The sequence below is a fragment of the Dyella halodurans genome (assembly GCF_026283925.1).
GTDB lineage: Bacteria > Pseudomonadota > Gammaproteobacteria > Xanthomonadales > Rhodanobacteraceae > Dyella > Dyella halodurans.
On record NZ_JAPDPF010000009.1, the window covers coordinates 1 to 17,449 of the forward strand.

General features: G+C 65.4%; 18 protein-coding genes. 8 read left to right on the forward strand and 10 right to left on the reverse strand.

The features are described from left to right. Window positions 1-430: 430 nt before the first annotated feature. From OUZ49_RS16690 to OUZ49_RS16710, 5 genes are all read left to right on the forward strand, one after another. Entirely contained in the window at window positions 431-1,798 is a 1,368-nt protein-coding gene (locus OUZ49_RS16690) for an NfeD family protein (protein ID WP_266151718.1), read from the forward strand. Window positions 1,799-1,824: 26 nt separating this feature from the next. Then, on the forward strand, window positions 1,825-2,580 hold the full coding sequence (locus OUZ49_RS16695) for a slipin family protein (protein WP_266151719.1): 756 nt from the start codon (window positions 1,825-1,827) through the stop codon (window positions 2,578-2,580). A 58-nt stretch (window positions 2,581-2,638) separates the two neighbouring features. Then, a complete protein-coding gene (locus OUZ49_RS16700) occupies window positions 2,639-3,193 on the forward strand; it encodes a YaeQ family protein (RefSeq protein WP_266151720.1) in 555 nt (184 codons plus the stop codon). Window positions 3,194-3,233: 40 nt separating this feature from the next. Further along, window positions 3,234-4,493, forward strand: coding sequence for a TIGR03862 family flavoprotein (locus OUZ49_RS16705; RefSeq protein ID WP_266151721.1), 1,260 nt, complete (start codon window positions 3,234-3,236; stop codon window positions 4,491-4,493). Between the two features lie 97 nt (window positions 4,494-4,590). Further along, complete coding sequence (locus tag OUZ49_RS16710; protein WP_266151722.1) at window positions 4,591-5,622, forward strand: HDOD domain-containing protein; 1,032 nt, start codon at window positions 4,591-4,593, stop codon at window positions 5,620-5,622. An 18-nt stretch (window positions 5,623-5,640) separates the two neighbouring features. Here the strand turns inward: OUZ49_RS16710 and OUZ49_RS16715 are convergent, their stop codons facing one another. Next, window positions 5,641-6,639 (reverse strand): LLM class flavin-dependent oxidoreductase, encoded by a 999-nt coding sequence (locus OUZ49_RS16715; RefSeq protein ID WP_266151723.1) that lies wholly within the window; start codon window positions 6,637-6,639, stop codon window positions 5,641-5,643. 277 nt (window positions 6,640-6,916) lie between these two features. On the opposite strand from OUZ49_RS16715, the gene OUZ49_RS16720 reads away from it, so the two are divergent. Next, window positions 6,917-7,747, forward strand: a complete 831-nt coding sequence (locus OUZ49_RS16720) for a class I SAM-dependent methyltransferase (RefSeq protein WP_266151724.1) — start codon at window positions 6,917-6,919, stop codon at window positions 7,745-7,747. Between the two features lie 54 nt (window positions 7,748-7,801). Here OUZ49_RS16720 and OUZ49_RS16725 read toward each other — a convergent pair whose 3' ends face one another. The 8 genes from OUZ49_RS16725 to OUZ49_RS16760 form a co-directional block, all read right to left on the reverse strand. After that, a complete protein-coding gene (locus OUZ49_RS16725; protein WP_266151725.1) occupies window positions 7,802-8,578 on the reverse strand; it encodes a hypothetical protein in 777 nt (258 codons plus the stop codon). A 472-nt stretch (window positions 8,579-9,050) separates the two neighbouring features. After that, entirely contained in the window at window positions 9,051-9,413 is a 363-nt protein-coding gene (locus OUZ49_RS16730) for a nuclear transport factor 2 family protein (protein ID WP_266151726.1), read from the reverse strand. Window positions 9,414-9,415: 2 nt separating this feature from the next. Then, window positions 9,416-10,591 carry a YncE family protein gene (locus tag OUZ49_RS16735; RefSeq protein ID WP_266151727.1) on the reverse strand — a complete coding sequence of 392 codons (1,176 nt, stop codon included), beginning with the start codon at window positions 10,589-10,591 and terminating at the stop codon, window positions 9,416-9,418. Between the two features lie 52 nt (window positions 10,592-10,643). After that, a complete protein-coding gene (locus OUZ49_RS16740) occupies window positions 10,644-11,462 on the reverse strand; it encodes a creatininase family protein (RefSeq protein ID WP_266151728.1) in 819 nt (272 codons plus the stop codon). A 220-nt stretch (window positions 11,463-11,682) separates the two neighbouring features. Then, window positions 11,683-11,895: an oxidoreductase-like domain-containing protein gene (locus tag OUZ49_RS16745; RefSeq protein WP_266151729.1), complete on the reverse strand. Its 213-nt coding sequence runs from the start codon at window positions 11,893-11,895 to the stop codon at window positions 11,683-11,685. A gap of 4 nt (window positions 11,896-11,899) precedes the next feature. Further along, window positions 11,900-12,673 carry a class I SAM-dependent methyltransferase gene (locus OUZ49_RS16750; protein ID WP_266151730.1) on the reverse strand — a complete coding sequence of 258 codons (774 nt, stop codon included), beginning with the start codon at window positions 12,671-12,673 and terminating at the stop codon, window positions 11,900-11,902. A 187-nt stretch (window positions 12,674-12,860) separates the two neighbouring features. Then, window positions 12,861-14,258, reverse strand: coding sequence for a M20/M25/M40 family metallo-hydrolase (locus OUZ49_RS16755; protein WP_266151731.1), 1,398 nt, complete (start codon window positions 14,256-14,258; stop codon window positions 12,861-12,863). A gap of 113 nt (window positions 14,259-14,371) precedes the next feature. Then, the gene (locus OUZ49_RS16760; protein ID WP_266151732.1) at window positions 14,372-14,983 is read right to left on the reverse strand and encodes a 2'-5' RNA ligase family protein; all 612 of its coding nucleotides are present in this window, start codon (window positions 14,981-14,983) and stop codon (window positions 14,372-14,374) included. A 300-nt stretch (window positions 14,984-15,283) separates the two neighbouring features. Here OUZ49_RS16760 and OUZ49_RS16765 point away from each other — a divergent pair, with 300 nt between their 5' ends. Further along, a complete protein-coding gene (locus OUZ49_RS16765; protein WP_266151733.1) occupies window positions 15,284-15,781 on the forward strand; it encodes a hypothetical protein in 498 nt (165 codons plus the stop codon). A gap of 124 nt (window positions 15,782-15,905) precedes the next feature. On the opposite strand, the gene OUZ49_RS16770 is transcribed toward OUZ49_RS16765, so the two are convergent. After that, window positions 15,906-16,673, reverse strand: coding sequence for a 2'-5' RNA ligase family protein (locus OUZ49_RS16770; RefSeq protein ID WP_266151734.1), 768 nt, complete (start codon window positions 16,671-16,673; stop codon window positions 15,906-15,908). 128 nt (window positions 16,674-16,801) lie between these two features. Between OUZ49_RS16770 and OUZ49_RS16775 the strand changes: the two genes are divergently transcribed. Beyond that, window positions 16,802-17,446 (forward strand): response regulator, encoded by a 645-nt coding sequence (locus tag OUZ49_RS16775; protein WP_266151736.1) that lies wholly within the window; start codon window positions 16,802-16,804, stop codon window positions 17,444-17,446. The last annotated feature ends 3 nt before the right edge of the window (window positions 17,447-17,449 follow it).

Consider the following 17,449-nt stretch of genomic DNA (forward strand, 5'->3'; position numbering starts at 1 on the left):
GAGCTTCAGCTCGGCAAGCGCCAAGCGGGGTGCCCTTCTCTTTGGTTACTTTCTCTTGGGCACGCAAGAGAAAGTGACCCGGCCTCCGGCAGGAGGACGGAAGCCCGCCGCAGGCGAGCCAGGTCGCGGTAGGCCACACACAAAAAGCGAAAGGCGCTGGATGACTCGCTGCGCTCGCCCCTTCGGGGCCGCCCTACGGGCGTTCTGCGCGCTTCGCGCTTGTCCCGCTTGACCAGCCCTTCGGCTGTTGAGAGCCGCGGGGATGACGGTGAGGGGAGTTGCGAGTGTGCGGCGCGCTTCGCGTTTGTCCTGCGTTATCTGGCAAGACGGTGAACGGTAGCTAGGCGATCCAGCCGCCAGCCTCCCCGTCTCACACCGAAACAACATTCCTCAGCGCAATCTGATATCGCCACCCTTGAGGAGGCAGTGCGTGACGCGATGGATCGGGATGTTGGCAGGGGCCCTGCTGGTCCTGGCGCTTGCCGTGTCCACAGCAGCCGGACAGGCCGCTGGCGGCGCCGTGCGCACCAACGACTTCGTGGCGCGCATCGAACTCAGTGGCCCGATTGGTCCGGCTGCCGCCGAGTATGTCGACGACACCCTCAACCGGGCCACCCGGGAAGGGGCAACGGCCATCGTGCTGCAACTGGATACGCCGGGAGGCCTGTCCGACTCGATGCGCCAGATCATCGCCAGCATCCTCGCGGCGAAGCGTCCGGTGCTGGGTTTTGTCGCGCCGGAGGGCGCGCGCGCCGCTTCCGCCGGGACGTACATCCTGTACGCCTGCCAGCTGGCGGCGATGGCCCCAGCCACGCATCTCGGTGCGGCGACGCCGGTGCAGCTGGGTGGTGAAAACCCGTTGCCCCTGGGTAACGCCCCGTCCCCCGCTGGCTCGGCGGCGAAGCCGGTGTCCGATGCCGAGCAGACCAAGGTCATCAATGACGCGATCGCCTCGATCCGCTCGCTGGCCCAGCTCAACGGCCGCAATGCCGAATGGGCGGAACAGGCGGTGCGCGGCGCCGCCACGCTGACCGCGGACGAAGCCTTGCAGAAGCATGTGATCGACTTGATCGCCCCCGATACCGAGGGCTTGCTGGCGCGCGCCGACGGGCGCCGCGTGCGCGTGGCGGGCAATGAACTGATCCTCAAGACCGCCGGCTTGCCGGTACGCGACTACGCGCCGAACTGGCGCACGCATTTCCTCGGCATCATCACCAACCCGACCATCGCCTACATGCTCCTGCTGGCTGGCGTGTACGGGCTGGTGCTCGAGGCGTTCCATCCGGGCGCGCTGTTTCCCGGCGTGGCCGGCGCCATCTGCCTGCTGATCGGCTTGTACGCGCTGCAACTGCTGCCGGTGAATTACGCCGGCCTGGCGCTGATGGTGCTCGGTATCGGCTTGATGCTTGCCGAGGCGCTGGCGCCGTCGGTAGGCGCGATCGGTATCGGCGGACTGATCGCCTTCGTGGTCGGCTCGATCATGTTGTTCAACACCGGTGTACCTGGCTATGCGGTGAACCTGGGCGTGATCGGTGGCATCGCGTTTTCCGCGGCGGCGCTGCTCACCCTGCTGCTGCGGCTCGTCACGCGATCACGGCGCACACGGCCGTTCAACGGCGATGCGCAAATGTTGCTGGCGTCGGGAGAACTGCTGCAGCCGGTGGATGCCGGCGGGGAAAGTTGGGCGCGGATCGGTGGTGAGCAATGGCGCGTTCGATGTGAGTCCGCGCTGCCTGCCGGTGCGCGTGTACGGGTGGTGGGTCGTGATGGCCTGTTGCTGCGGGTAACGCCTGCCTGATATCCGGATGACCTAAGGAGACGTCTATGCTCGGCTTTGTCGGTGTAATCGTGGTGTGGATCGCTGCGCTGCTGTTTCTCTCAATCAAGGTGCTGCCGGAATACCAGCGTGGTGTCGTGCTGACGCTGGGCCGCTATACCGGCACCAAGGGGCCGGGACTGGTGATCCTGATCCCCATCGTGCAGCGGATGATGCGCGTCGACCTGCGGGTGACGGTGATGGATGTGCCGCCGCAGGACGTGATCTCACGCGACAACGTGTCGGTGCGCGTGAATGCCGTGGTGTATTTCCGCGTGATGGAACCGGACAAGGCCATGTTGCAGGTGGCGGATTTTTTCCAGGCCACCAGCCAGCTGGCGCAGACGCGCTTGCGTTCCGTGCTCGGCCAGCACGAACTGGACGACATACTCTCGCAGCGCGACTCGATCAATCACAGCCTACAGCAGATCCTCGACGAAGCCACCGACCCCTGGGGCATCAAGGTGAGCAATGTCGAGATCAAGGACGTGGACCTCAACGAGACCATGGTGCGCGCGATCGCCCGCCAGGCCGAGGCCGAGCGCGAGCGCCGCGCCAAGGTGATCCACGCTGAAGGCGAACTGCAGGCCGCGGAAAAGCTGCGCGACGCCGCCGCCATGCTGTCGCAGGAGCCGCAGGCCCTGCAGCTGCGCTATTTGCAGACCATGGCCGACATGTCCAACAGCGGCAAGGCTTCCACCATCGTTTTCCCGTTGCCGATGGACCTGATCAAGCCGCTGATCGACAGTCTGGCGGCCAAATAGACCCTGTCAGGCGGCAGGGCCACGTAGAATGAGCGGTTGCCCCTCACCGGATGCCCTCATGGCCCTGAATGCCACCATCTACAAGGCGGAGCTGCAGGTCAGCGACATGGACCGGCATTACTACGCCACCCATGCCCTGACCCTGGCGCGCCATCCCTCCGAGACCGAGGAACGCCTGATGGTGCGCCTGCTCGCGTTCGCGCTGTATGCCGACGAGCGGCTGGAATTCGGCAAGGGGCTCAGCGCGGACGACGAACCCGATCTCTGGCGCAAGGACTACAGCGGCGAGATCCAGCAATGGATCGAGCTGGGACAGCCGGACGAAGCCCGTATCCGCAAGGCCTGTGGCCGCGCCGAGCAGGTGGTGGTGATCAATTACGGCGGCCGCGCCGCGGATATCTGGTGGGAGAAGAACGCCAGCGCGCTGGCCCGCCACCGCAACCTCACCGTACTCGACGTGCCGGCCGATACCGTGGCCACGCTGACCGCCATGGCCGAACGCACGCTGCGCCTGCAGTGCCTGATCCAGGACGGCGAACTGCAGCTGATGGGCGATGCCGCCGGCAACGGTGCCGCCGTGCAGCCGCAGACGCGCATGGCCCCGGCCAACTGAGCCGGGCCGCTTGGCCCTCCCCTTGCCACGAAGCCCGCTCATGCCTGCATCGTCCCCCCTACCCGGTCTGGTCATCATTGGCGGCGGCCCGGCCGGTCTGATGGCGGCGGAAACCGCGCGCGCGGCTGGCGTGGACGTTGATGTGTACGAGGCGAAGGGCTCGGTCGGACGGAAATTCCTGATCGCCGGCAAGGGCGGCATGAACCTGACGCATGGCGAAGCCAAGCCCGCGTTCGTGCGGCGCTACGGCGCGCGCGCGCAGCAGATTCGTGCCTGGCTGGAGCATTTCGATGCCGATGCACTGCGCGAGTGGGCGCGTGGCCTGGGCGTGGAGACCTTCATCGGCAGCTCGGGCCGGGTCTTTCCCAGCGATCTGAAAGCCGCGCCCCTGCTGCGCGGCTGGGTCCATCGCCTGCGCGAGAGCGGCGTGCGCTTCCACGTGCATCACCGCTGGCTGGGCTGGAGCGACGACGGCGCCCTGCGCATGGCTACGCCAGACGGCGAGCGCCAGGTGAAGGCTGACGCCGTCGTACTGGCCCTGGGTGGCGGCAGCTGGCCGCAACTGGGTTCCGACGGCGCCTGGCAAGCGTGGCTGGGCGCGCGCGGGGTGCCGCTCACGCCGCTGGTGCCATCCAACTGCGGCTTCGATATCGGCTGGAGCGAGCATCTGGCCAGCCGCTTCGCCGGCGCACCGCTCAAGCCGGTCGCCATTTACTTTCGCGACGCGAACGGCATCGAGCACACGCGCCAGGGCGAATGCGTGATCACCGGCACGGGTATCGAAGGCAGCCTGACCTACGCGTTCTCCGGCCCCCTGCGCGATGCCATCGCCGCCCATGGCCAGACCACGCTGGAGCTGGACCTGGCCCCCGACCGACCGCTCGAGCGCTTGCAGCGCGACCTCGCCAAGCCGCGTGGCAGCCACTCCATGAGCGACCACCTGCGCCGCCAGACCGGCCTGACCGGCGTCAAGGCGGCCTTGCTGCATGAAGTGCTGACCCGCGAACAGTTCCACGACACCGACCTGGTGGCTCGCACGATCAAGCGCCTGCCGCTCACCCTGAAACGGGCGCGCCCCATCGCGGAGGCGATCAGCAGCGCCGGCGGCGTCCAGTTGGAAGGACTTAACCAGCAGCTGATGGTCTCCGCCCTGCCTGGCGTGTTCTGCGCCGGCGAAATGCTGGACTGGGAGGCGCCCACCGGTGGCTACCTGCTCACCGCCTGCTTCGCCAGCGGACGCCTTGCTGGTCAGGGCGCCGCCAACTGGCTAAAGCATTTTAGGGTTCACGCCGATCACTGAGCAACGCGTCGCAAGCCGGGAAATCCACGCTACATCTTTCCGGCGAGGTGCCGATACAGAAGCGACGCGAAGGCGTGCACGGGGAGCGGAAGGCAAGATGAAGGGCAATTGGTGGCGACTCTTCGCACGTGAACGCGCGCCGGCGACGCCTGCGCCGCGTCAGGTTGCGTTCAATCGCAATACGCCGAACCCCATCGAGGCCTCGCATGGCACGGTGTCGGGCGACGAGGTCGAGGAACACTTCCACCGCTTCATCCTGAACCTGCCGCCCAGCACGGAGGACAGCGCGACGCCTGCAGTGGAGCAGGTCTTGCTGCAGCGCCTGACCGAGCTCTGCGACAGTGGCCGCTTCGACGTGCGCAGCCTGCCGCGCATGCCGACAGTGCTGCCCCAGCTGATGCGCGCCATGAAGAGCGACAACCTCAATGGCGCCCAGCTGGCCAACCTGATCCGCCGCGATCCGGTGCTGGTGGGCGAAGTCATGCGCGTGACCGGCAGCATCACCTACCGCACCGCCCATCCAGTCGGCAGCCTGCAGCATGCGGTGGTCCTGCTTGGCCAGATCGGCCTGCGCCACGTGGTGACGTCGTATGTGATGAAGCCCATCCTGATGGCCAGCGCGGGCGCCAATGGGCAGCTGGTGGGGCAACGCCTGTGGGACCACGCCGAACGCAGCGCCCATGCCGCCGTCTTCCTCAGCAAGGGTCAGTGCGACCCGTTCGAGGCCTATCTTGCTGGCCTGGTCGGCTATAGCGGCCTTGGCGCCGTGGCACGCCTGCTGGAAAAGGAGCTGGAGATGACGCTGACCAGCTGCTCGTCCGCCTTTGTCGCCGGCTGTGCCCAGGTCGCCATGCAACTCACCGTGCAGGTGGGCCGCCACTGGGACTTGCCGCCGCCGGTGCAGGATGCGCTGATCGAGCACGCCGACAGCGGTCGGCATGCGATGGCCTTGCCGATGAGCCGCGTGCTGCATGCGGCCCAGCGACTGGCCATGCACCAGCTGCTCGCCGAACATCGACTGGTGGATGCGGAGGCCGACTTCAGCGACGGCTCGATTGCCCAGTTCCCGTCCATGCTGCTGGCGCGCTGCCAGCAGGACCTGCGCAAGAACTTCGCCACGCAACCGTAGCGTGCCCGCGCGTGCGCCTCACTCGGCCGCCGCGATACTCGCCCTGACCTGGGCCACGATCTCGAACGAACGGCAACGCGCCGCGTGCTCGAACACGTTCGCGGTGACCATCAATTCATCGGGACGATGCCGCGCCACGAACGCCTCGATGCCTTGCTTCACGGTGTCGGCGTCGCCGATCACCGCGCAGGCCAGGGCGCGTTCCACGCCGAATTTTTCGGTCGGGGTCCAGTAGCTTTCGATATCGTCGATCGGTGGCGGAATCAGCCCCGGCCGTCCACGGCGCAGGTTGATGAAACTCTGCTGTTGGGTGGTGAACAAGCGCCGCGCTTCCGCATCGCTGGCCGCCGCGACCACGTTGACGCCAAGCATCGCGTGGGGTGCCTGCAAGCGCGCCGACGCACGGAAGTCACGGCGATACAGCGCCAACGCTTCATCCATCGCATCCGGCGCAAAGTGCGAGGCAAACGCAAACGGCAAGCCCATGGCCGCCGCGAGGCGCGCACTGAACAGGCTCGACCCCAGCAACCACACCGGCACCTCGACACCGGCGCCCGGCACCGCTCGCACCGGCTGATCCGGCGTGGCCTGCTCGAAGTAACCGAGCAACTCCTGCGCGTCGGCGGGAAATGCATCCGCACTGTCGAAGTAGCGTCGCAAAGCCCTGGCGGTCGCGTGATCCGTACCCGGCGCCCGTCCCAGGCCCAGGTCGATGCGGCCCGGATAGAGCGAGGCCAGGGTGCCGAACTGTTCGGCCACCTGCAGCGGCGCATGATTCGGCAACATGATGCCCCCGGCGCCCACGCGGATGGTCGAGGTGCCCCCCGCCACATGGCCGATCAAGACCGCCGTCGCCGCGCTGGCGATGCCCGGCATATTGTGATGTTCGGCCAACCAGTAGCGCGTGTAGCCGAGGCGCTCGGCGCGGCGCGCCAGATCCAGCGTATTGGCAAAGGCCTGGCTCGCGTTGCTGCCTTCGGTCACCGGCGCCAGGTCGAGTACAGAAAAGGGGATCATGCTTGCGTCCTCGGCAAGGAAGCCACCGATGTGGGGACAGCTGCCGCAAATGCCAGCCCTGTCACGCGCCCCCACTCACTCGTCATCCCAGCGAAAGCTGGGATCCAGTGTCTTACGCCTCCCACGAAGCGTCCAAGCAAAAGCCAAAGTCGCTGGATCCCAGCTTTCGCTGGGATGACGGTGAGGAAATGAGGAGGCCTTCAGGAGACTCCTAGCCCACTACCGCATGACTCATTTCGGCGTAGTCTTTGCGCACCATCGTCGGGAGAGTCACGCCATGCTCCGCCGAACCTGCACAGCGCTTGCCCTGCTTGCCGTTACCCTGCTGCTTCCCGTCGCGGCCAGCGCCGCCTCCACCGACGACACCACAGCCCTGCTCCAGAAGGCCGTCGACGGTTCATGGCGCTCCGCACCGAACAAGGCACGCGATGCCTACCGGCATCCGGTCGAGACCTTGCAGTTCTTCGGCATTCGCCCGGACATGACGGTCATCGAGCTGTCGCCTGGTGGTGGCTGGTATACCGAGATACTCGCGCCCTTTCTTTACGAGCGCGGCCATCTGATCGAAGCCACGTCGCCGAAGGCGCAAAAATTCACCGACAAGCTCAAGGGCAATCCTGCCGTGTTTGGCCATATCGCCGGCATGGTGCCGTTTGCGCCGCCCGACCAGGTGCGGCTTGGCCCGGCAAATTCGGCCGACATGGTGCTCACGTTCCGCAATACCCATGACTGGCTCATCGACAGCCCCGACACGCTCGAGGCGGTCTTCAAATCCGCATTCGATGTACTCAAGCCCGGCGGCGTCTTCGGACTGACCGAACACCGTGCGAAACCCTTCGGCGATCCTCGCGTGACCGCAGGCGCGCTGCACCGCATCCCGGAGGACTACCTGATCGCGCTGGCACTCAAGACGGGCTTCCAACTGTCCGGCGTCTCGGAAATTAATGCGAACCCGAACGACCCCGAGGACATCAACGTCCATCGCCTGCCGCCGGACCTGGCCGGCCCCGCGGATGAACACGAAAAGATGAAGGCGATCGGTGAATCCGACCGCATGACGCTGCGTTTCGTAAAACCCCTGGCCGGCCACGCGCAGGCTGCTCGTTAGAGCCAAAAAAAGAGCGGCCCACAACGTGGGCCGCCAACGCGTCGCTCCTGTTGCTTACTTGCTGGTCGGCTTGTAACTCAGGTCGGCGTTGTAGCTGTCGACATGCGAAGACGATTCCTGCACGACATCGTTCAAGGACTTGCGTAGCGCCGCGGTATCGTCCTTGCCATAGACGCCCTCGACCATCTTCCACAGGGTTGGATTGGTCTCGTTACCCACTTCCCCCCAATTTTTGGCGGGAAACAACACGATGAAATCCGGCGCGCCTTCCGCGCCCATGCGCACCTTGCCGACCACGTAATGGCCGGGCCAGTTCGACTTGTTCGCAGCGGCGGTGATTTTCTTGACGTCGTCGGTGAAGGTTTCCGAGGCATCATGGCCCGGCTTGAGCTTGAAGTACGTCACCTCGATGAAAGGCGACGTCATGCCAGCGCCCTTGGCCATATGCGTCAGTTCCGGCATGACCTCGACGAATGCGCTGGTCTCGCTCTTCAGATGCGGATTGACGCTGGTGCGAAGTGCCTGGTCGCAGGCCTTGCCAGCCGCCTGCATCGCATCAAACGTTTCCCAGCTCACGGGCTGCGACGTATACGAGTAGCTGTACGTATCGCCCGTCTCGTGCGCCCAGGCATCCCAGCCGAACTTGAAGCCATGTTGGGCCAGGCATTGATTGAACGCCTTGGTGCCCGCTTCATAGGCTTGCTGGTCCGGCGGCGCCACCACGTCGGAGTAGACGCGGATGATGTTCGCCTTGCCCATATCCTGCGCGTACGCGGACGACATGCCTGCAAGTGCGATCGCGAGCGCCAGCCAGCATTGCGTGCTCTTCATGAAGACCCCCTCGGGGCGTCTGCCCCATGTGGTTTGGGTTGGTTTGACGACGGCACCCGTAAGACGCGAAGGCCGCCCACGACGACAACTCACAACAGGAGTGACTTGCTTGCCCTGATGGATACCCTCTTACGCATGGACGCAAGGGGAAACGAGCGCGCTGCGCACGCACCGGGCGCGCGCAAGCACAACCAGGCAGCGCGAAACCGCTGGTAACAGGCAGGCGGCGAACGGCGACATACGACGCATGACGTTTCTGGTTTCCCCTTGGCAACACCACGGATGCAATACGCCCGGCCAGGCCGAAGCGACGCGTCCTACGTCAAGGCGTATCGGTTGGTTGAGCAACGGCTGGACAGCGGCGCTCATTAGGGAGTCGTCGGGTTGGCCCGAAAATAGGCCAGAAAGCCTAGGCCGGCGCGTTGTGGCTGCTTTCCGGCCGGCTGGCGCGTCGCTGCGCGCCAGCCGTGCATCAATCGTGCAACAGGGGCGTGCCCATGGCGAACGATGCCTTGGCGATGCGGCCCTCGGCGATCTCGTAGATGCACAGCATCTGCATGCTGCCCTTGCCCTCGGGAAAGTTGCGGGTGACCTGTTCCAGATCCACCACCACCTGTCCCATCACGACCCGACTGAGCAGCCGGGCGTGCAGGTCGGGCTCCGCAAAGCGGACCTCGATGCGGCGGCGCAACTCGTCATGGCCACGCGCCAGCCTTTCGCCGTGCAGCACGTACTGCTCGGCGTCGTCCGCGTAAGTTTCGAGCCAGGCATCGACATCCTTGTCGTTGTATGCCTGAAGCTGCCGCTGGACCAGAGCGGCGGGATCGACCGTCATGCTCAGCGCATGATGCCGGTATGACCCAGCGAATATCGGCCCGGCTGCGGCCATACGACGAGGCCGTGCGGCTCCTGGCCCACAGCGATCTTGCGCACTTGACCGGTGGTGGTGTCGAAGGCATAGACAACGTCGTCGAAGCGCCCCGACAGCCACAGCGTCTTGCCATCTGCGCTGACGTTGCCCATGTCCGGGCTGCCGCCACCGGGAATCGGCCAGTTCGCCACCACCTTCTGTGTGGCGAAGTCGATCACGGACACGCTGCCCTTGCCGCCACGCGGGCCATGCACCTTGTTGGAGCCGCGGTTGGCCACGTACAACTTGCTGCCGTCGCGGCTCGGGTAGAGGCCATGCGTGCCCACGCCGGTCTTGATGAAACCGACCTGCTTGAAGCTCGCGCTGTCGATCAGGTAGACGCCGTCGGCCATCATGTCGGCCACGTAGAACGTCTTGCCATCGGGCGACGAGCGGATGTCCTGCGGCATGCCCTTCTTGGACAGATCCAGGTAACCCAGCACCTTGCGATTGACCAGGTCGATCTTGGTCAGCTTGCCGGTGAACTCGCAGGTGAAGATGACGAAGCTGCCGTCGATGCTGAACTCGGCATGGTTGATGCCTTTGCACTCCGGCGCGTCCAGGCTGGAGTGCAGCGCCATGGTGTGCGCATCGCGGAAGTCCAGGCGCGCGTGCGCCTCGGCCACCACGATGGCTTCCTTGCCGTCCGGCGTGAAGTACATGTTGTACGGGTCATCCACCGCCACCGGCTTGCCTGGCTTGCCGGTGCGCGCGTCGATCGGGGTGAGGCTACCGCTGCTCTTGCGCTCGGCGTTGTTGGTGACCCACAGGGTGCGCAGATCCCACGACGGCACCACGTGCTGCGGGCCTTCGCCCACCTTGAACTTGTCCACGACCTTGTAAGTGGCCGGATCGATCACGTAGACGTCGTTCGAGCGCAGATTGGGCACATAAATCCGTGCCGGGTCCTTCGCCACGGCGGGGTTCAGGTGATCGAGCCCGGCCTCGCTGTACATATTGGCGGGATTGATCACCGGCGGCATGCCGGGAACGGTGGTGACGGACGATGCCGCCAGGGCGTTGCCAGCCAGGCATGCTGCGGCAAGCGCAAGCGATGACAGGCGGAACAGACGGGATGAACGCAGTGAGTTAGCGATGGCCATGGGCATACAACGTATGAGTTGGGGGAATTCGGGTGTCGTTCCCGCGAGGGAATCAGCGCCCCTGGGTTTCTTTGCGGAGCGCGTCGACGGTATGTAACACAATAGCATCGATGCCGATCTGACCTAGCTCAGCCGAGGCCTTGCGCGGGTCGCCGCCGTAGACGCCATCGGCCGGGCCGAGCCTGGGACCGTGCTGGAGGCGATCGAGCCGCACCATCTGCGGCGCCACCGCCAGTTGCAGCGAGGTATCCGCCAGACCCGCGTGGGTACCGATTTCGTCATCGCGGAAACCACGCTGGCGCAGCATCTGGGCATAACCCTCCGACGAGGTCTGGTAGTACGCCGCCGGCACGATGGCGCGCAGCCTGGAGCCGGCCCAGGCCTTGTTGAGGCGGGCGGCGACCAGGTCGAGATCCTTCTGGTAGCCGCCGTGGTCACCCAGCAACACGATGGTGTGGAAGCCATGCGCGGCAAAGCTCTGCGCGGCGGACTCCAGCATCTGTTCGAACGCGGCATCGGAAATCGTGATGGTGCCGGGAAAGCGCATATGCGAGGTGGGCGGCGCGTAGCCGCCTTCCGGGACGTAGGCGATCACGGGGGCGACCAGCGCGTTGCCCAGCCCTTCCGCGATCTTCTGCGACAGATAGTCCACCCGCGCATTGTGCTTGCCGACAGCGATGCCGGGCCCGCTTTGTTCTGTACCGCCGATGGGAATGATGATGGTGGTCTTGCCGGCCCGCACTTGATCGCGGATTTCCGTCCAGGTCAGGTCCTCCAGCGAGACGGTCTTTGGCGTCGATTGCGCCAACGATGCCTGCGTGGCGAAGAGCAGCATGGCAAAAGCGAACGCACGCAGCGATGGGTGGCGCATCTTGGAGAGTCCTTCCGACAGGCAGCGGGCCGGCAGCGTGATGGCTCAGGGGAGCTCACGTCTGCACACAGTTGCATAGCTTGCCGCATATGGCCGCGCTCGACGAGATGGTGCGCACGTGGCGCTACACGGTCCCTTCATGTTGGCCGTGGTTCGTTCCTGCATGGCAACCCAAGCTGGAGGGTTTCTCGAGACACCTGCATCACTTGGATGAGGGCGGTCAGTCCGGCGATTGTCCCGGATGTCGCTCCTTCCACGCCGCCAGCGCCTCGTAGTACTGCGTCAGCGCTTCTTCGTAGAAATCGAAGATGCAAGGCACGCAGCCCTGGCCGCAGCAGTCGCCGGCATCGGGTTCGACAGGCTTTACGGGTGGCGGGTCGTTGGAGGGCGCAGGCGCGCCCTCCGTCACGTTGAGTCGTTCTGAATCGGTCAAACCATTATCCGGGCTTGCGGAATCGATAGACGAACTGGTCCGTATGACCACGTATCGACTTGTCGAATACCTTGATGTTGTGTGGATCGGCCGGGTTGCGCAGCACGTCGCTTTCGCCGTCGAACACGAAACCGACCGACTCGACCTGTTTCTTCACGATGGCCGGATCGATCCGGTGCAAGGTGTCGGTGTCACGCATGCCCGAGCCTGCTTCGGCCACGTGGTCCACGACCACGAACACGCCGCCGGGCTTGAGCGAGTCGAACACCTGCTTGTCGAACGTCACCGGGTCGACCTTGCCCATGAAGGCATCCGGGTAATCGTGGTAGTTCTGCGAGGTGAACACCAGGTCGACCTTCTCCGGCGTCTTGAACTGCGCCGCCGGCACCATCAGCACGCCGACGTTGTCGTAATGCGGTATGGCGACCAGCGCCTTGGAGGCCTGCACGTCGGACTTGGCCTCCTTGCCGTATTCGTTCGGCCACACGGCATAAACGCGCCCCGTCGGCCCGACGATGGCGCTGAACACGCGCGTGAAATAGCCACTACCGGGGATCAGGTCCACCACTTTCTGGCCCGGCTTCACCTCGGCGAAGGTGGCCAGGGCGGCGATCTTGCGGCGATCGTCATTGGCGCTGTCGTCCTTGCGCGCCGGATCGTTGATGGCCGCGATGACGTACGCCGGCACGGCGCCAGTCGTGGCGGCCTGTGGCGCAGCCACCGCGAGGGTGACAGGGAAAGCAAGAGCAACCAGCACTGCAAGAACGGTAGGACGCATGACGAACTCCGTAGTCAGGTGAGGGGCGTGCCATTGTGCGCCCCTACAGGGTAACCCGCGCCATGCCCTTTGGCATAAGCGCCTGGTCAATGCCTCCGCGTAACCCGCACGGAGACCTTGGCCAGGCCAGGCGCCTGCTCACGATCCATGCCTGGGCATGCGCGCAGCGTGAACAGGCGTCGACGGCTTATTTCGCCGAAGACGGACCAGCCACGGTGGTCAGCAGCACATGCCAGTAAGCCAGGTCGTCATAGAACGACTTCACCGGAATGCGCTCGTTCAGACCATGCGCAAACGCGTCGCTGTTCTTCATGAACAGGCCGCTGACGCCATAGGTGGGAATACCCGCGGCGCGGAAGTAAAGGCCATCGGTGGCACCCGATTCCTGTTCCGGGGTAATCGTCACGCCGGGGCGAATCGTGTGCACGGCCTTGGTGACCGCCGCCAGCACGTCGGGGCGCAATGGGGAGGCATCGCTGGAGATGGCCTTGCCGACCAGGTTCACTTCGACCTTCGGACCCACCAGGTCCTGCACCGTCTTCTGCACGGTGGCGACGGCCACGCCAGGGAAGATGCGGCAGTTGATGGTGGCCGTGGCCGATTGCGGCAGCGCGTTGTCGGCATGGCCGCCGCGCAGCAGGGTCGCCACGCAGGTGGTGCGGGTCTTGCCCACTTCCGACGGCTCGGCCGCCAGCACGTCAGCAGCCGCCTGGTTGTGCGGATCCTGCGCGAACGCGCGCATGGCCTCACCCAGCTTGCCTTGCGTGGTGGCGCCCAGTGCCTTGAACGAGGCCAGCGTGGTGTCGTTCCACATCACCGGAAAGCTGTAGCCCTGGACCTTCTTCAGCGCGTCGGCCAGTTCATAGATGGCATTGTCGGGCCGCGGCAGCGAGCTGTGGCCGCCCGGGTTGCGCGTGGTCAGCTCAAAGCTGGCATAGGCCTTCTCGGCCGTCTGCAGGCCATAGACCAGCGGTTTGCCGCTCTCGCTCAGCTCGCCGCCGCCGGCGTCGGTGTTGAGCGCGAAGTCGGCATCCACCAGGTCACGATGATGCTCGACCAGGTCCTGCATGGTGTCCTGCGTGGTTTCCTCATCGCCGGTGTAGACGATGATCAGGTCGCGCGTAGGCACGAAACCCTCTTTCTTCAAGCGGATGAAATTCGCCGCCAACACGGTGACGCCGCTCTTGATGTCCTCGGTGCCGCGCCCGAAGAAGTAGCCGTTCTCTTCCGTCAGCTTGAACGGGTCGCGCTGCCAGTCTTCCGGCTTGGCCGTCACCACGTCCATATGCGCCATCAAGGCGATCGGCTTGCCGCCGGTGCCGTTGCCGCGATAGCGCACCACCATGGCCGCCGTTTCGCCATGCGGAATGATGTGGATGTCCGATTCCGGAAAACCGGCCGCACGGAACTGGTCGGCCAGGTACTTCACCATCACCGGCACTTGCCCCTGCCCGATCTCGGTCTTGAACGCGATGAGGTGGCTGAAGATATCGCGCGCCTGGGCCTGGTTCGCGTCCAGGGTGGTGGCCTGGGCGGCGATGGCGACCGGCAGGGTCAGCAGTGCAGCGGACAACGGTTTGAACATGGAGCATCTCGCCAGCGTCGGAAGGAGGCGTGAGTATGTCGTGTTCAAGCGCCGGGATGCACCACCTGTTGCAAAGATATTTCAAGCCGTTTTGGACGGCCGTGTGGCGTTGGCTAGAGGGCGGAAAAGCGCCACGCATCCAGGGTCCGGTACTCCCCTCCGCCCACCACGCTGTGCAGCAGCGCGAATCCTTCCACGCGCCAGGTGATCGGGCCGATGGGGGCCGGCTGCGGCACCGCACCACGGCTATAGGCAAACGTCACATGCGGGGTGAAGTTGCGCGACAGTTGCGCGCCCAGCCCGGCCAGCAGCAGTGACTGGCGCAAGTCCTGCCACAGCGTCTGCAGCGCCGACGGCACATTGGAGCAGCGCAGCACGCAGGGCGGCTCGCGACCGTGGAAGCCTGCCGCATGGTCCAGCACCAGCTCGAACGGCGCGCAGTGCACCTTGCCGGCCGCGCCTATCGCCGCCGTGACGATATCGCTGCGCAACAAGGGGTGGTCGCCAAGAAAATGCAGGGTGGCGTGATAACGGGAGGGACGGATCAGCCGTGCCCGCAGGTGCTGCGTGGCCACCACTTCGCGCGCAGCACGTTCAACGTGCCCGCATACCGCCTCGCCCGGCAGCAAGGCAAAGAACAGCCGATGGATTGCCGCAGCTTCCGTCGACCCACCTCCCAGCAGATCGGCTTGGCTATCGGAAGGCGAGGAACGACGTGAGCCCATGCGCGAAACTTCAAAGGAAAGCAGCACAACATAGCGCAAACAAGCACGCCAGATAACGGCCCACCGCTGGCATCGCTGAAGACCTCACGCCCAGGAGAAGCCTGGCCAGCCGGCGCCCCGCGGGTTGGAGCAGACGCAACGGCTGCCTGGACCCGCCCCCGCGATAACAACGCCATCACACGGCGTTCCCCCTGTCGCGCAAGAATGTGGCCGGGTTCCCAGCCTGCTGCCATAGGCGGCGTCCAACCCGTTCCACCTCTGGCATGTGGGCACCTTGCGCCGGCGTGGCTGGAGGGTCAGATGAAATCCCGTTGCGTTTTCAGCACGCCGGACTTGGCTGGCGCGCGCGCCGCCATGGAAGCCGCCTTGCGCGCGGGCATACCCGACAACGACATCTCGCTGATCGCCCGCGACGATATCGAGCAGGACGACATTCCCGATCACCTGATGACGGGCCGCACCGACTTCTACCCCGCGGCCCTGCGCGGCGTTGCCTGTGGCGGCGGTACCGGGGTGGTGCTGGGCCTGGTCGCCGTGGCGATTCCGCCACTGGGCGTCACGCTGGCGGGTGCCGGCGCGATTGCCGTCGCCGCCGCTGCCATGGGGTGCTGGACGGGCGCCCTGGTCGGCTCCGAGGTGCCCGACGTCATCCATCGCAAGTTCAAGGCCGAGATTGCCTCGGGGCATATCCTGGTCGTCATCGATGGCAACAAGGAAAGGCTGGCGCTAGCCTCGCCGGCCGTCGAAGGTACCGGCGCCACGCACCTGCCGTTTCATGCCCGTACCCTGCTTACCTGATAGCGGGACGACCTCGACGGCACACCTGCGCGCTCACCGGAACGACAGGCATCGCGATGACGGGGCTACCCGCCGGCGCGAAAACGCCTTTTGCATCCCAGCTTCGTCGATGCGCTGACCTGGGTCATTCCATCACGAGGCAGTCCAGCGGCCCCACACACCCCGTTACCGCTGGGAGCGCCATTCGATGATGGCTCTCCAACGGGCCGAAGTGAGCCTGTGCGTTGTAGGTGGCGTAGTGCAGTTCGCTCACCGTCAGCGAACGAGGTGGCGAGTCGATGTCTCGCAGGCGTGCCCGCACTTGCTCCCCCGTCAGCTTGCGCCGGTACAGGCCCAGGGTGATGTGCGGAACATAGGCGGCCTGGCGTATCTCGCGGCCGGCGCCGCCCAACGCATGGCGCCATCGCGACAGTCGTCCCTGCGGGTCGCCCACCGGAATGAAGGCGGCGGTCGCGAAGCTGTCTACCGGTCCCAGGGGCAGCACGCAGCGCGCGCCGGGCTCCCGATCCAACTGCTCGATCTGGCGGCGCAGCTGCGCCGGCGTGAAGTCATCATCCGCCCCGCTCGTCGGTTGTTCGAAGCCACACACGAAAAGCGTGAGGTGCAGCTGCCGTTGCGGCATGGGGTGCAACCAGTCGGATAGTTGTTGCCGCACCGCGGCGACATAGCCATGCAGCGCTTCGTCCATCACCGGTGCCAACCACAGGCCGTATCGGACCCGCCCGCGATGCCATTCGGGGTAGTCGCGCAGGTCCGCGACCAGCGTTTCGGAGGGCCCGTTCCTGGCGTCAGAAAACAACATGGACGGCATGGTGTCGGCACGACGCGGGAAAGTAAATTGGCCGATTCCCCTCCACGCCGCCTCGGTCCCGGGGCTCAACGTGAAAATCACGACACTGGGAATAGCGTGCGTGGTCGCTGAGCGGCCTGATCCCAGGCTCGTTGCAGCACCCGTCACGTCTTTTGGCAAGCCCAGCCGACGCTCATCGAGAGACTCGCGGCATCGGCAAGGACAGGACCATGCGCGAGATCATGCTGAGATCGGCTGACGCCCCGGAGAGTCCGTGGACTTCGCTTGTCGCGCTGCTCCCCCATGTGTTCTGGGCGCTGGTCCTGGTGGGCGTGCTGCTCTGGATAGGTCGCGATACCCTGCGCGAGCTGCTCGGGCGCGTGGACAAGGTCAGCGTTGCGGGCGTCGAGCTGGAACTTCGCGACGATCTGCAAGCCGCCGCTGCCGCGCGCGGAAAACCCATCGGCAACGATGCCATCAGCAGGGTCGCCCGTCGATTGGCTGCTTCCGTCGGGCTGACCAAGGGTGCCAGGCTGCTATGGGTGGACGACGAACCCACGGGTATCGTCAACGAGTCGCGCCTGTTCGAACAGGCGGGCATCCATATCACGCGCGTAGCTACGAGCGCCGAGGCCTTCGCCAAGCTCGACTTGGCCAATTATGACCTGGTGCTCTCCGATATCAGCCGCGATGGCGACGACACGGCAGGCCTGCACTTCGCCGATACGCTGGCCGGCCGACGCAACGCGCCGCCGCTGATCTTCTATGTCGGCAGCGCGCAACGCCCCTGCCCGGAACATGCCTTTGGAATCACCGATCGCCCCGACGAGCTGATTCATCTCGTATTGGACGCGCTGGCCCGGTCGAGGAGCTGACGC

Excerpts from the sequence above, each read along its gene's own strand:
- OUZ49_RS16695 (WP_266151719.1), top strand. The coding sequence starts at position 1,825 with ATGCTCGGCTTTGTCGGTGTAATCGTGGTGTGGATCGCTGCGCTGCTG.
- OUZ49_RS16700 (WP_266151720.1), top strand. The coding sequence starts at position 2,639 with ATGGCCCTGAATGCCACCATCTACAAGGCGGAGCTGCAGGTCAGCGAC.
- OUZ49_RS16705 (WP_266151721.1), top strand. The coding sequence starts at position 3,234 with ATGCCTGCATCGTCCCCCCTACCCGGTCTGGTCATCATTGGCGGCGGC.
- OUZ49_RS16710 (WP_266151722.1), top strand. The coding sequence starts at position 4,591 with ATGAAGGGCAATTGGTGGCGACTCTTCGCACGTGAACGCGCGCCGGCG.
- OUZ49_RS16715 (WP_266151723.1), bottom strand. The coding sequence starts at position 6,639 with ATGATCCCCTTTTCTGTACTCGACCTGGCGCCGGTGACCGAAGGCAGC.
- OUZ49_RS16720 (WP_266151724.1), top strand. The coding sequence starts at position 6,917 with ATGCTCCGCCGAACCTGCACAGCGCTTGCCCTGCTTGCCGTTACCCTG.
- OUZ49_RS16725 (WP_266151725.1), bottom strand. The coding sequence starts at position 8,578 with ATGAAGAGCACGCAATGCTGGCTGGCGCTCGCGATCGCACTTGCAGGC.
- OUZ49_RS16730 (WP_266151726.1), bottom strand. The coding sequence starts at position 9,413 with ATGACGGTCGATCCCGCCGCTCTGGTCCAGCGGCAGCTTCAGGCATAC.
- OUZ49_RS16735 (WP_266151727.1), bottom strand. The coding sequence starts at position 10,591 with ATGGCCATCGCTAACTCACTGCGTTCATCCCGTCTGTTCCGCCTGTCA.
- OUZ49_RS16740 (WP_266151728.1), bottom strand. The coding sequence starts at position 11,462 with ATGCGCCACCCATCGCTGCGTGCGTTCGCTTTTGCCATGCTGCTCTTC.
- OUZ49_RS16750 (WP_266151730.1), bottom strand. The coding sequence starts at position 12,673 with ATGCGTCCTACCGTTCTTGCAGTGCTGGTTGCTCTTGCTTTCCCTGTC.
- OUZ49_RS16755 (WP_266151731.1), bottom strand. The coding sequence starts at position 14,258 with ATGTTCAAACCGTTGTCCGCTGCACTGCTGACCCTGCCGGTCGCCATC.
- OUZ49_RS16760 (WP_266151732.1), bottom strand. The coding sequence starts at position 14,983 with ATGGGCTCACGTCGTTCCTCGCCTTCCGATAGCCAAGCCGATCTGCTG.
- OUZ49_RS16765 (WP_266151733.1), top strand. The coding sequence starts at position 15,284 with ATGAAATCCCGTTGCGTTTTCAGCACGCCGGACTTGGCTGGCGCGCGC.
- OUZ49_RS16775 (WP_266151736.1), top strand. The coding sequence starts at position 16,802 with ATGCGCGAGATCATGCTGAGATCGGCTGACGCCCCGGAGAGTCCGTGG.